At 75.0% G+C, this 12,050-nt stretch carries 14 protein-coding genes; 4 read left to right on the top strand and 10 right to left on the bottom strand.

Going from position 1 to position 12,050, the window contains the following annotated elements; translation table 11 throughout:
• Nucleotides 1-17 precede the first annotated feature (17 nt).
• Both mftE and ACI79F_RS05970 read right to left on the bottom strand, forming a co-directional pair.
• Nucleotides 18-755, bottom strand: a complete 738-nt coding sequence (gene mftE, locus ACI79F_RS05975) for a mycofactocin biosynthesis peptidyl-dipeptidase MftE (RefSeq protein ID WP_456546156.1) — start codon at nt 753-755, stop codon at nt 18-20.
• Between the two features lie 20 nt (nt 756-775).
• A complete protein-coding gene (locus tag ACI79F_RS05970; RefSeq protein WP_456546157.1) occupies nt 776-2,068 on the bottom strand; it encodes a multidrug effflux MFS transporter in 1,293 nt (430 codons plus the stop codon).
• A 222-nt stretch (nt 2,069-2,290) separates the two neighbouring features.
• Here ACI79F_RS05970 and ACI79F_RS05965 point away from each other — a divergent pair, with 222 nt between their 5' ends.
• Nucleotides 2,291-2,770 carry a pyridoxamine 5'-phosphate oxidase family protein gene (locus ACI79F_RS05965; RefSeq protein WP_456546158.1) on the top strand — a complete coding sequence of 160 codons (480 nt, stop codon included), beginning with the start codon at nt 2,291-2,293 and terminating at the stop codon, nt 2,768-2,770.
• Between the two features lie 10 nt (nt 2,771-2,780).
• Here ACI79F_RS05965 and ACI79F_RS05960 read toward each other — a convergent pair whose 3' ends face one another.
• The 5 genes from ACI79F_RS05960 to mftA form a co-directional block, all read right to left on the bottom strand.
• Nucleotides 2,781-3,611 (bottom strand): mycofactocin-coupled SDR family oxidoreductase, encoded by an 831-nt coding sequence (locus ACI79F_RS05960; protein WP_456546159.1) that lies wholly within the window; start codon nt 3,609-3,611, stop codon nt 2,781-2,783.
• A 9-nt stretch (nt 3,612-3,620) separates the two neighbouring features.
• Nucleotides 3,621-4,436 (bottom strand): mycofactocin-coupled SDR family oxidoreductase, encoded by an 816-nt coding sequence (locus ACI79F_RS05955; RefSeq protein ID WP_456546160.1) that lies wholly within the window; start codon nt 4,434-4,436, stop codon nt 3,621-3,623.
• 341 nt (nt 4,437-4,777) lie between these two features.
• Nucleotides 4,778-6,004, bottom strand: coding sequence for a mycofactocin radical SAM maturase (mftC, locus tag ACI79F_RS05950; RefSeq protein WP_456546161.1), 1,227 nt, complete (start codon nt 6,002-6,004; stop codon nt 4,778-4,780).
• The gene (gene mftB, locus ACI79F_RS05945) at nt 6,001-6,327 is read right to left on the bottom strand and encodes a mycofactocin biosynthesis chaperone MftB (protein WP_456546162.1); all 327 of its coding nucleotides are present in this window, start codon (nt 6,325-6,327) and stop codon (nt 6,001-6,003) included. The genes mftC and mftB overlap by 4 nt, the downstream gene beginning before the upstream one ends.
• A gap of 8 nt (nt 6,328-6,335) precedes the next feature.
• Nucleotides 6,336-6,455, bottom strand: a complete 120-nt coding sequence (mftA, locus tag ACI79F_RS05940; RefSeq protein WP_456546163.1) for a mycofactocin precursor MftA — start codon at nt 6,453-6,455, stop codon at nt 6,336-6,338.
• 124 nt (nt 6,456-6,579) lie between these two features.
• On the opposite strand from mftA, the gene mftR reads away from it, so the two are divergent.
• On the top strand, nt 6,580-7,182 hold the full coding sequence (gene mftR / locus ACI79F_RS05935) for a mycofactocin system transcriptional regulator (protein ID WP_456546164.1): 603 nt from the start codon (nt 6,580-6,582) through the stop codon (nt 7,180-7,182).
• 62 nt (nt 7,183-7,244) lie between these two features.
• Here mftR and ACI79F_RS05930 read toward each other — a convergent pair whose 3' ends face one another.
• Nucleotides 7,245-8,447, bottom strand: coding sequence for a cysteine desulfurase-like protein (locus ACI79F_RS05930; protein WP_456546165.1), 1,203 nt, complete (start codon nt 8,445-8,447; stop codon nt 7,245-7,247).
• A gap of 64 nt (nt 8,448-8,511) precedes the next feature.
• Between ACI79F_RS05930 and ACI79F_RS05925 the strand changes: the two genes are divergently transcribed.
• Nucleotides 8,512-8,991 carry an SRPBCC family protein gene (locus tag ACI79F_RS05925; RefSeq protein WP_456546166.1) on the top strand — a complete coding sequence of 160 codons (480 nt, stop codon included), beginning with the start codon at nt 8,512-8,514 and terminating at the stop codon, nt 8,989-8,991.
• Nucleotides 8,992-9,060: 69 nt separating this feature from the next.
• Here the strand turns inward: ACI79F_RS05925 and ACI79F_RS05920 are convergent, their stop codons facing one another.
• Nucleotides 9,061-9,264 carry a hypothetical protein gene (locus tag ACI79F_RS05920; RefSeq protein ID WP_456546167.1) on the bottom strand — a complete coding sequence of 68 codons (204 nt, stop codon included), beginning with the start codon at nt 9,262-9,264 and terminating at the stop codon, nt 9,061-9,063.
• A 62-nt stretch (nt 9,265-9,326) separates the two neighbouring features.
• Nucleotides 9,327-10,727, bottom strand: a complete 1,401-nt coding sequence (locus tag ACI79F_RS05915) for a bifunctional 3-(3-hydroxy-phenyl)propionate/3-hydroxycinnamic acid hydroxylase (RefSeq protein WP_456546168.1) — start codon at nt 10,725-10,727, stop codon at nt 9,327-9,329.
• Nucleotides 10,728-10,891: 164 nt separating this feature from the next.
• On the opposite strand from ACI79F_RS05915, the gene ACI79F_RS05910 reads away from it, so the two are divergent.
• Complete coding sequence (locus tag ACI79F_RS05910; RefSeq protein ID WP_456546169.1) at nt 10,892-12,019, top strand: NDMA-dependent alcohol dehydrogenase; 1,128 nt, start codon at nt 10,892-10,894, stop codon at nt 12,017-12,019.
• Nucleotides 12,020-12,050: the final 31 nt, after the last annotated feature.

The following is a 12,050-nucleotide window of genomic DNA, read 5'->3' as shown; positions in this document are numbered from 1 at the left end:
CTGAGGCACAGGAAGCTCTACCCACGTCCTCCCGGCGAGGACGTGCGTAGAGCCTCCCATGCCTCGCGCAGCCGACCGGTCGGGTCGACCTGCCAGGCCGCGGCCGCGGTGACGAGGCGGTCGGCCATCCCCGCCAGCAGCTCGGCGCCCTCCTCGGCACTGGCCCCGGCCGGGTCGCCGAGGACGCCGTTGCCGCTCACCGCCCGCACCCCCTCGGCCCGCAGCCGGGGCAGCAGCTCGGCGATCGGCGTGCGATCACCGGCCTCCGCCCGCTCCCCTTGCACCCACCCCGGTTCCACGTGCAACAGCAGCGAGGTCTCCGTCCGGCCCGCGTGCGCGTCGCCGCCCGGCACGCCGCAGGGCCACCACGCGACGTCCCGGCCCTCGGTCCGCAGCAGCGTGCCCGCCGCCCGAAGCGCGTCGAGGTTGCCGCCGTTGCCGTTCACCAGCAGCACCCGCCCCGCCCAGCGGCACGCCGACCGGCCGTACTCCACCAGCAGGCCGGTCAGCGCCTCCGTGCCGAGCGAGATCGTGCCGGGGAAGTCCTCGTGCTCGCCGCTCGCGCCGTACGCCAGCGCCGGGGCCAGCAGCGCCGCGTCGATCCGGTCCACCGCCGCGTCGGCGACGGCCCCGGCGACCGCGGAGTCGGTGATCAGCGGCAGGTGCGGGCCGTGCTGCTCGACCGCACCGAGCGGCACCAGCAGCAGCGCCGACTCGGGCAGGTCCGGCCAGGCCGCCGCGGCGAGGGAGCGCACCGCGGCAGCCTAGGAGCCGGCTAGTGGGCGACGACCAGGACCTCGTCGTCGTCGGTCGGGTCGGGCAGCTCCCAGGGCCGCACCAGCCAGACGAGGACGGCGAGCGACAGCGCGAGCGCGGCCACCACGATCACGCCCATCGCCAGCGCGTCGTTGCCGAGGACGCCGACCAGCGGGGCCACCGCCGCGCCCACGACGAACTGCACCGCCCCGAGCAGCGCGGCCGCGGTCCCGGCGGCCTCGCCGTGCCGGGAGAGCGCGAGCGCCGGCGCGTTGGGCAGCCCGAGGCCGGCGGCGAACAGCACGGCCCACATCGGCAGCGCGACGGCCCAGATGCTGCCGGTGTCGGCCACCGCGAGGACGACGAGCACCAGACCCGCGACCGCCCCGCCGATCGTCGAGGCGAGCAGCACCTGCCCGGTCGCCCACCGCTTGAGGAAGACCGGGTTGAGCTGGGTGGCGACGATCAGCCAGATCGCCCCGGCGCCGAACAGCAGGCCGAACTCCTGCTCGTCGAGGCCGAACTGGTCCTGGTAGACGAACGCCGCGCCGGAGACGTAGCTGAACAGGCCGGCGATCACCAGGCCGCCGACGAGCACCAGCCCGACGAACACCCGGTCGCGGAACAGCCCCCGGTAGCTGCGCAGCGTGCTGCGGACCCCGACCGGGACCCGGCGGGCCGGCGGCAGGGTCTCCCGCAGCGCGAACCAGCCCATGACGAGCAGCAGCGACCCGAACACGGCCAGGACGAGGAAGACCCCGCGCCACGACGTGAACCGCAGCACCTCGCCGCCCAGCGTCGGCGCGAGCACCGGGAACGCCCCGATGACCAGCATGATCCGGGAGATCATCGTGGCCGCCGCCCGGCCGTCGTAGAGGTCGCGGATGACGGCCATCGCGATGACCATCCCGGCCGCCGTCCCGACCCCCTGCAGCAGCCGCAGCACTCCCAGGACGGCGATGTTCGGGGCGACCAGCACGAGCAGCGAGGCGACGACGTGCAGCGCGGTGCCGATCAGCAGCGGGTTGCGGCGGCCCAGCGCGTCGGACAGCGGGCCGATGACGATCTGGCCCAGCCCCATCCCGACCAGCGTGCCGGTGAGGGTGAGCTGCACCGCCGAGTTCGTCGTCATCAGGTCGTCGGCCACGGTCGGCAGGGCCGGCAGGTACATGTCGATGGTCAGCGGCCCGAGTGCCACGAAGGCGCCGAGGGTCAGCGCGGTGCGCGCCATGCCGGGCGGCGCGGGCGCCTCCGCGGGGGCGGGGCCGGCCGGGGCCGCGGTGGCCTCCGGCCGGTCGTGCGTGGTCGTCACGGGGGTGCTCCTGTGTCCGGGTCGCTTCCCGGCAGCACGCCACCGGCTCGTCAGGGCCCAAGTGGGCGGGCCGCCCCGGCATTCCCGGTCCCCGCGCGTCGGTGCGCCGGTTCTCGTATGCCTTTCGGTTTCCCGCTCGCCTCTCTATCAGAGACGGGCCGGGGTGTCACGCGCCGGGCGGCCGGGCACCCGGGGACGGACCGACGACGAGAGAGGACGGACATGACCACCGAGGACACCCGCAAGGTCGCCGAGCTCATCAAGGGGGAGCGCTTCGGCTTCCTCACCACGACCACCCCGACGGGCACGCTGACCAGCCGGCCGATGACCCTGCAGGAGGTCGAGTTCGACGGCGACCTGTGGTTCTTCGCCGAGCGCAGCGCCGACTGGCTCGACCACGTCCGGTCCAGCCCGCAGGTCAACGTCGGCATCGGCTCGGGCGGCACCTGGGTGTCGCTGACCGGCCGCGCCGCCGTGGTCGACGACGTGGCGAAGAAGAAGGAGCTGTGGAACGGCGGGGTCGAGGCGTGGCTGCCGCAGGGCCCGGAGGACCCGTCCGTCGTCCTGGTGAAGGTGGACGGCGACACGGCCGAGTACTGGGACAGCCCGGGCGGCCGGCTGGCCACCGCCTTCAGCTTCGTGAAGGCGAAGGCCACCGGTCAGCGCATCGACTCCGGCGAGAACGAGGTCGTGGACCTCTGAGGCAGGGACCTCACTTGACGGTGTAGCCCGCGTCCACGGGCAGCGTGACGCCGGTGATGTAGCGCGCCTCGTCGGAGACGAGGAACAGCACGGCGTTGCTGATGTCGCGCGGCTCCACCCACGGCACCGGGAGGGCGTTGGTCGAGGCGAAGACCGGCTCGGCGCCCTCCCGGGTCGGGTTCGGCTCGTCCGGCATGAACAGTCCCCAGGTCTTCGGGTTCTGGATCATCTGGGTGTCCACCCCGGTCGGGTGGACGGTGTTGACCCGGATCGACTGCGGCGCGAACTCGTTGGCCAGCGTCCGCATGACGCCGACGATGCCGTGCTTGGCCGCCGTGTAGTGGATCGTGTTCGGCGTCCCCTTCAGGCCGGCCACCGAACTGGTGATGACGATCGACCCACCGCGCTCCAGCAGGTGCGGCAGCGCCACCTTGCAGGTGTTCCACACCCCGGTCAGGTTGACGTCGATCATCTCCCGCCAGGCCTCGTCGGTGACCTCGAGCGCGGGGTGGATCTCGAACACCCCGGCGTTGGCCAGCACGATGTCGAGCTGCCCGAGCTGGGAGATCCCCTCCTGCAGCGCCGCCTCGAGGGCCCCGGCGTCCCGGACGTCGGCCTTCGTGGCGACGATCCGCCGGTCCAGCGCCTCCACCTGGCGCACGGTCTCCGCCAGGTCCTCCTCCGTCGCGGGTGGGTACATCTCGATCGACGGCACGGGGCCGCAGAGGTCCACCGCGATGACGTCGGCGCCCTCCTCGGCCAGCCGCAGCGCGTGGCTGCGCCCCTGCCCGCGCGCCGCCCCGGTGATGAACGCGACCTTGCCCTCGACCCGTCCGGCCACGACCGCCTCCTACTTCGCCGTGAAGCCGGCGTCGACGGGCAGGGTCACGCCGGTGACGTAGCGGGCGTCGTCACTGACCAGCCAGACGATCGCGTTGCTGATGTCGACGGCCTCGATCATCTCGACCGGCAGCAGGTTGGCCATCGCGCCGGCGATGGTGGGGTCCTCCTCCAGCCACTTCTGCATGAAGTCGTTGACGACCATGGGCGTGTTCACGCCGGTCGGGTGGACCGAGTTCACCCGGATCCGGTGCTGGGCCAGCGTGTTGGCGAACGACCGCATGAGGCCGACGACGCCGTGCTTGGCCGCGGTGTAGCCCTGCCCGCCGGGTGAGTCGCCGCCGATCCCCTTCAGCCCGGCGGTGGAGCTGGTGATGACGACGGCGCCGCCGTCCCCCTGCTCGACCATCACCGGCGTGGTGGCCCGCAGGGTGTTCCAGACCCCGGTCAGGTTGACGTCGACGACGTCGGCGAACTCCTGCGCCGCGTTGCCCTCGCCGCCCATGGGGGCGATGCCGGCGTTGGCCAGCACGATGTCGAGCCGACCCAGCTGGGCGACGCCGTCCTGCACGGCGCGCTCCAGCGCGGCCAGGTCGCGGACGTCCGCCTGGCTGGCCACGATCCGGCGGTCGAGCTTCTCGACCTGCCGGACCGTCTCCTCCAGGTCCTCGGGGGTGGCCATCGGGTAGGGCACGGTGTCGATCTGCGCGCAGATGTCGACGGCGATGACGTCGGCGCCCTCCTCGGCGAGCCGGATCGCGTGACTGCGCCCCTGCCCCCGTGCGGCCCCGGTGATGAACGCGACCTTGCCCTCGAGCTTGCCCATGGCACCCGCCCCTCCTCGGCGGGGGCCGTCCCGGCTCGGAGGCACACGCGGCACTCCGGCCCGGTCGCGGCGGGGCGGCCCCTGGACGTTGCAGTCGGCAACCGTGACCTGGCTCACACGTTAGGGCGGCCGCCCGATCGGGACAACTCCTCCCAGCGGACTGCCAGCCGACCACCAGCGGGCGCGACGAGGCTCGGGGCACGACCCCGGGAGGTGCACCGTGCTGATCGTCGCCGTGCTCGTCGCACTGCTGCTCACCATGACGCTCGCCGACCTCGCCCCGGCACTGCTGCCGGAGCAGGGCCGGGGCCTGGTGCGGCTGCCGTAGGGGCGCCGGCGGGCTACTGCATGCCCGCCAGGGGCGACTCGTCGCAGATCTTGGCGGGGATGCTCGGGATGCCGAGGAGGGTGGGCTGCCCGCGCACCGGGCCGGTGTGCGAGTGGTCGAGGTGGCTCTTCGGCTTGACCGTGTCCTGGTCGCGCGCCGCGAGCAGCGACTCGGCGTGGCCCTGGACGCACTCGGGGTCGGGGCCGTCGAGCGGCAGGCCGGTGAAGAACTTCGCGGCCATGCAGCCGCCCCGGCAGGCGTCGAAGTGCGCGCACTTCGTGCAGGCGCCGCCGGTCTGCGGGGAGCGCAGCTCCTGGAACAGGTCCGAGGTCTGCCAGACCCGCTGGAAGCCGCCCTCGTCCCGGACGTTGCCGGCCAGGAAGTTCTCGTGGATCGCGAACGGGCAGGCGTAGACGTCGCCGACCGGGTCGATCAGGCAGACCACGCGCCCGGCGCCGCACAGGTTGAGCCCCGGCAGCGCCTGCCCGTAGGCGGACAGGTGGAAGAACGAGTCGCCGGTGAGCACGCGGTCGCCGTTGGCCAGCAGCCACGAGTACAGCTCGCGCTGCTGGGCCTGGGTCGGGTGCAGGGTGTCCCAGACGTCGGCGCCGCGGCCCGAGGGCCGCAGCCGGGTGATCCGCAGCTGGGCGCCGTAGCGGTCGGTGAGGGCCTTGAACTCGTCGAGCTGGCCGGCGTTCTCCCGCGTGACCACGACCGAGACCTTGAAGTCCTTCATCCCGGCCTCGGCGAGGTTCTCCAGCGCCCGCGTGGCGGTGGCGAAGGAGCCGGTGCCGCGGACGCGGTCGTTGACCTCGGCGGTGGCGCCGTCCAGGGAGATCTGGACGTCGACGTAGTCGGTGCCGGCCAGCTGGGCGGCGCGCGCCTTGTCGAGCTTGACGCCGTTGGTGGAGAACTTGACCCCGACCTGGTGGTCGATCGCGTAGTCGAGCAGGTGCCAGAAGTCCGGGCGCACGGTCGGCTCGCCGCCGCCGACGTTGACGTAGAAGACCTGCATCCGCTGCAGCTCGTCGATGACGCCCTCGGCCTCGGCGGTGCTCAGCTCCCGGGGGTCGCGCCGCCCGGAGGAGGACAGGCAGTGCACGCACGCCAGGTTGCAGGCGTAGGTGAGCTCCCAGGTCAGGCAGATCGGCGCGTCCAGGCCGTACTCGAACTGGTCGATCAGGCGGCCGCCGACCGGGCGCTCGGGCGCGGCGGGGCGGGAGGGGAGGACGGCGGTCATGCGGGCAGCTCCCTGCGTTCGATCATCTGCGAGCGGGCCAGGTCGGCCAGGGCCTTCACGTAGGCGGGGCGCTGCGCCTCGGGCACCGCGCAGGCAGCGAGCGTGGCCGACACGCTCGGGTGGTGCTCCAGCGCCTCGACGACGCTGACCAGCAGCTTCGACTTCAGGAACGACAGCTTGCGGTTCCCGAAGTGGTAGACCAGCGCCCCGAAGGGCTCCGGGCGCATCGCCACCGACCGGGCCCGCTGCCACGGCAGCTCCGGGTCGAACGCTGGCGCGTCCCCGGGGATCTCACCCACGACGGCGGGCTCGGCGGTGGTCACCGGGCGGCTCAGTAGACGCCGCACATCCCGTCGATGGAGACCTCCTCGACGAGGGTCTCCTCGACCAGCTCCTCCTCGACGGCGGCCGGGGTCTCGGTCTCGGTGCTGACGGTGGCCTGCTCGGGCATGACGCCTCCTCGGGTGGGTGACCTGGGTCGCCCCGGACGCTAGTGACACCGGGTGCCACAGGCAACCGGGTGAACCGGGGCCGCGGTCGTTCCCGCGGCGGACGGGCCGGTCCAGGATGGAGGCGTGACCGCCGTCCCGGCCGACCTGCGCGCCGACACCCGCGCGCGCCTGGAGCAGGTGGCGCTCGAGCTGTTCGCCGCCGAGGGCTTCGAGCGGGTCACGGCCGACGAGATCGCCGAGGCCGCGGGCATCAGCCGGCGCACGTTCTTCCGCTGGTTCCCCACCAAGGCCGACGCGGTGTGGGGCGACTTCGCCGGGCACGTCGCCCGCCTGGAGGCGCGGCTGGCCGCCACCGCCCCGGAGCAGCCGGTGCTCGCCTCGATCTGCGCGGCCTACCTGGAGGCCAACGACTACCCGCCGGGCCAGCTCCCGGTGCTGCGCCAGCGGATGTCGCTCATCCTCGGCGAGCCGGCGCTGCTGGCCCACTCGCAGCTGCGGTACGCCGACGTCGACCGGGTGGTTGCCGCGCACGTGGCCCGGCGGACCGGCGTCGCGCCGACCGACCTCGTGCCCCGGCTGGTCGCCACCAGCACCCGCGCGGCGGCGACCACCGCGTTCGAGGTGTGGCTGGCCGGGCAGGACGAGCTGGCCGCCGCCCTGCGCCGGGCGTTCGACGAGCTCGCCGCCGGCTTCCCCGCCCTGCTGAGCACCGGCCCCGGGCGATAGCGCACCTCCGCCCCGGGCGGAGCGGCGGTTCGGCGCGGGGCGGAACGGCGGTGTCGCCCGGGTCAGCCGTCGAGGAGCTCGGTCAGGCCGGCGAGGAGGCGGTCGACGTCCTCGTCGTCGGTGTACGGGGCCATGCCGATGCGCAGGCCGCCGGTGTCCCCGAGGCCGAGCCGGCGGGCGGGCTCGATCGCGTAGAACGAGCCGGCCGGGGCGTTGACGTCCCGCTCGGCCAGCCCCCGGGAGAGCTCGGCGGCCGGGCGGCCCTCGGCGGTGAGCAGCAGCGTCGGCGTGCGGCGCGCCGCCCGCGACCACAGCGTGACGCCGGGCAGCTGGGCCAGCGCCTCCTCGGCGCGCACCCGCAGCCGGTCCTCGTGCTCCTCCACGGCGGCCAGGCCGACGCGCAGCCGGGCCCGCCGGTCGCCCTCGGGGCCGCCGAGCCCGGCGAGGAAGTCGATCGCCGCCGTCGTCCCGGCGAGCAGCTCGTAGGGGAGCGTGCCCAGCTCGAACCGCTCCGGGACGGCGTCGGTCGAGGGCAGCAGCTTGTCCGGGTGCAGCGTCTCCAGCAGCTCCGGGGCGGCGATCACGCAGCCCAGGTGCGGGCCGAGGAACTTGTACGGCGAGCAGGCGAGGAGGTCCGCCCCGAGCGCGGCGACGTCGACCGGCGCGTGCGCGGCGAGGTGCACGCCGTCGACGTACGCCAGTGCCCCGGCCTCGTGCGCGAGCGCGGTGATCGCCGGGACGTCGGGCCGGGTGCCGATCAGGTTGGAGGCGCCGGTCACCGCGACGACCCGCGTCCGCTCCGACAGCACGGCGGCCACGGCGGCCGGCTCCAGCTCCCCGGTGGCCGGGTCCAGGTCGGCCCACCGCACCGTCGCGCCGCGGGCGGCGGCGGCCTGCACCCACGGCCGCACGTTGGCGTCGTGGTCCAGGCGGCTCACCACGACCTCGTCGCCGGGACCCCAGCCGGCGGCCAGCGTCCGGGAGAGGTCGTAGGTCAGCTGGGTCATGCTGCGCCCGAAGACCACGCCGCGGGGGTCGCCGCCCAGCAGGTCGGCGACGGCGGCCCGCGCGGCGAGGACGACGTCGTCGGCGTTCCGCTCGGCCCGGGTGAGCCGGCCGCGGTTGGCGATCGGCGCGGTCAGGGTGGCGGCGACCGCCTCGGCCACCGGCGTGGGCACCTGCGAGCCGCCGGGCCCGTCGAAGTGCGCCGCGCCGGCGCGCAGGGCGGGGAAGGCGGATCGGACGGCGGCGACGTCGTAGCTCACCGGGCCAGCATGGCTGCCCCGCCGCCGGCGCCGCCCGCCGGACCGGGCTGGCAGCATCCGCGCCGTGGACTCGCTGACGCACTCCGACTCGATCGTCGTCCGGACCTCCCCGGAGGCGCTGTACGACCTGGTGTCCGACGTGACCCGGACCGGCGAGTGGAGCCCCGTCTGCCGCGCCTGTTGGTGGGACGAGGGCTGGCAGGGCGAGGACGGCGGGCCGCGGGTGGGCGCGTGGTTCACCGGCCGCAACGAGGTGCCCGGGCGGACGTGGGAGACCCGCAGCCAGGTGGTGGTCGCCGACCGGGGACGGGAGTTCGCCTGGCTGGTCGGGGGCCGGCTGGTGCGCTGGTCGTTCACGCTCGAGCCGGTCGAGGGCGGCACCCGGCTGACCGAGTCGTGGGAGTTCCTGCCGGCCGGCCAGGAGCTGTTCGTCGAGCGCTACGGCGAGGGCGCGGCGGCCCAGGTCGCCGACCGCACCCGCGCCGCGCACGACGGCATCCCGGCGACGCTGGGAGCGATCAGGCGCGTCGCCGAGGCCGGCTGACCGGACGCCGTCCCCCGCCGGCAGTTCCGACCCGGCACCGCCGCGCCGCGGCTGGGGCGGCAGGGGCCGTCAGGTGCCGGCGACGTTGCCCAGCCCACCGCCGCCGGCGAACTCACCGGCCAGCTTCAGCGGGTCCAGACCCAGCTCCCCGAGGACGCCGCGGTGCTCGTGGATGTCCACGGAGTCGGGCAGCTCGCGGTCGGCGCGCTCGGCCGCCGCGTCGTCGCCGCGGGTGCGGAGGAGGTCCACGATCTGGGACTTGTCGGTCTGCATGGGCGCTGCGGTACCCCTCTCCCCCGCCCCCACCCGCACGGCCGGGACCCAGTCGTACCGGCTCAGCGGGCCGAGCGGACCACCCTGTCCGGGCGGACGACGACCGAGCGCGCGCCGCCCAGCCACGCGGTCAGCACGCCGTCGACGTCGGTCACCTCGACCCGCCGGCCGCCGGCGTGCACCACCAGCCCCCCGCCGGCCCGGGTCAGCGTCGCCGTCCCGGGGCCCAGGACGTCGTCCACCGGGCAGGTCCGGCCGCCGGCGGCCACCCGCGCCCGCGGCAGCAGCGTGCCGGCCAGCCGCCGTCCGGCCCGGCCGGTGCGCTCGACCAGCGGCCCGCGGCGCAGCGCCGGGGTGCGGCTGTCGGTGGCGAAGGCGGCCACCGCCGGCACCCGGTCCACCCCCGCGAGCACCGCCCGCCGGACGCCGGCCGCGCCCCGCCCGCCGCCGGTCATCAGCGCGCCGACCAGGACGGCGAGCCGCACCAGCGCCCGGGCGTGCGGCGCGCGCTCGGCCTGGTGGGTGTCCAGCAGGGACTCCCCGGCCTCCTCGGCGAGGACGGCGGCCAGCTTCCAGGTCACCTGGTGCACGTCGCGCAGCCCCAGCCCGAGGCCCTGGCCGACGAACGGCGGGGTCAGGTGGGCGGCGTCGCCGGCCAGCAGCACCCGGCCGGCCCGCCAGCGGTCGGCCACCCGCGCCCGGTAGACGTACTCGGCGACCCGGACCACCTCCGCCCGGTCGGCGCCGAAGCGGGCGAGCAGGCCCGGTAGGTCGAGGTCGGCGGCCGTCTCCCCCGGCGCGAGTCGCGCCTCGACCCGGTACCGGTCCCCGGACACCGGCATGAACGTCGCCGCCCGCGCCGGGTCGCAGACCTGGTGCACGCCCGGCCAGACCGGCAGCGGCCCGGCGGCGCGCAGGTCGGCCACGAGCCAGCGGTCGGCCCGCCCGAGGTCGCGCATCCGGGCGCCGATCAGCCGGCGCACCGTGCTGTTGGCGCCGTCGCAGCCGAGCACCGCGGCGGCCGGGACGAACCGGTCCCCCGCGTGGACGCCGCCCGGCGCCAGCCCGGTCACCGTCACGCCGGTCTCCAGCCGCACCAGCGGCTCGCGGGCGACCGCCGCACGCAGCAGCTGCTCGAGGTCGGGCTGGTGGAACATCGACGCCTGCGGCCAGCCGTGCACGCCGGCCCCGGGGTCCCGGCCGAACTCGGCGAGCACCCGCCCGCCGCCGTCGACCAGGCGCAGCCCCTGCGCCGGGCGGCTGAGCCGGAGGAAGTCCCCGGCCACCCCGGCGTCGGCCAGCGCGCGCAGCGCCTCGTCGTCCAGGTGCACCGCCCGCGGCTCGCCGTAGGGCGCCGCGTGTCGCTCCAGGACGAGCACCGGCAGCCCGCGGCGGGCCAGCAGCAGCGCCGCCGTCAGCCCGACCGGCCCGGCGCCGACCACGACCACGGGGGCGCCGGACACCGCGCCAGTCTGCGGGAACGCCGCCCGACGTTGCAGCGCAGGTTGCAGCTCCCGGCCCTGCGGTTGCCGCGCCCGCCCGCCGTGCCGAGGCTGGGCGCGGACCGCCGGGACGCGGCGGACCGGGGTGCCCGTCGACGGTGACGGGCCGGGGAGAGGACGACTGCGTGAAGACCAAGGGTGCGCTGCTGTGGGGCGTGGGCGAGGAGTGGTCGATCGAGGAGATCGAGCTGGGCGACCCGAAGGAGGGTGAGGTCCAGGTCCAGCTCGCCGCCTCGGGCCTGTGCCACAGCGACGAGCACCTGGTCACCGGCGGCACACCGGTCGCCTTCTACCCGGTCATCGGCGGGCACGAGGGCTCCGGCGTCGTCACCAAGGTCGGCCCCGGGGTGACCGGGCTGCAGGAGGGTGACCACGTCGTCACCGCGTTCATCCCGGCCTGCGGCCAGTGCCCGCCGTGCTCGAAGGGGATGCAGAACCTGTGCGACCTGGGCGCCAACCTGCTCGCCGGGACGTCGATCTCCGACGGCAGCTACCGCGTCAAGGCCCGCGGCAAGGACGTCATCCCGATGTGCCTGCTCGGCACCTTCTCCCCCTACATCACCGTCCACCAGGCGTCGGTGGTGAAGATCGAGCCCGACATCCCGCTGGAGGTCGCCGCGCTCGTCGGCTGCGGCGTGACCACCGGCTGGGGCTCGGCGACGAAGGTGGCCGACGTCCGGCCCGGCGAGAACGTCGTCGTCATGGGCGTCGGCGGGGTCGGCATGAACGCCGTCCAGGGGGCCGCGGCGGCCGGGGCGAAGCGGGTGTTCGCGATCGACCCGGTGCCGCAGAAGCGCGAGTGGGCGATGGAGATGGGCGCCACCCACGCGTTCGCCAGCATCGAGGAGGCGACCGGCCCGATCAACGAGCTGACCTGGGGCCGGATGGCGGAGAAGGTGATCATCACCGTCGGCGACATCCAGGGCGAGGACGTCGGCGCCGCGCTCAGCGTCACCGGCAAGGGCGGCCGCGCCGTCGTCACCGGCATGGGCAACGCGGCCAACGTCGACGTCAAGCTCAGCCTGTTCGAGCTCGCGCTGCTGCAGAAGGACCTGCAGGGCGCGATCTTCGGCGGCCTCTCCCCGCGCTCGGCGATCCCCGAGCTGCTGTCGCTCTACCAGGAGGGGCAGCTCAAGCTCGACGAGCTGGTGACCACGAAGTACTCCCTGGAGGAGGTCAACCAGGGCTACCAGGACATGCGGGACGGCAAGAACATCCGCGGGATGATCGTCTACACCGACGCCGACCGCTGACGGCCCTGTCGGAGTCGCTCGAGCGCGGTTT

Source organism: Blastococcus sp. SYSU D00868 (assembly GCF_054050575.1).
The sequence above is the reverse complement of the archived record's forward strand: the minus strand, read 5'-3'. Positions and strand labels throughout refer to the sequence as shown.

Bases quoted from the DNA above. Each gene is read 5' to 3' on its own strand.
- ACI79F_RS05965 (WP_456546158.1), top strand. From the start codon at position 2,291: ATGACCACCGAGGACACCCGCAAGGTCGCCGAGCTCATCAAGGGGGAG.
- ACI79F_RS05955 (WP_456546160.1), bottom strand. From the start codon at position 4,436: ATGGGCAAGCTCGAGGGCAAGGTCGCGTTCATCACCGGGGCCGCACGG.
- mftA (WP_456546163.1), bottom strand. From the start codon at position 6,455: ATGCCCGAGCAGGCCACCGTCAGCACCGAGACCGAGACCCCGGCCGCC.
- ACI79F_RS05920 (WP_456546167.1), bottom strand. From the start codon at position 9,264: ATGCAGACCGACAAGTCCCAGATCGTGGACCTCCTCCGCACCCGCGGC.
- mftC (WP_456546161.1), bottom strand. From the start codon at position 6,004: ATGACCGCCGTCCTCCCCTCCCGCCCCGCCGCGCCCGAGCGCCCGGTC.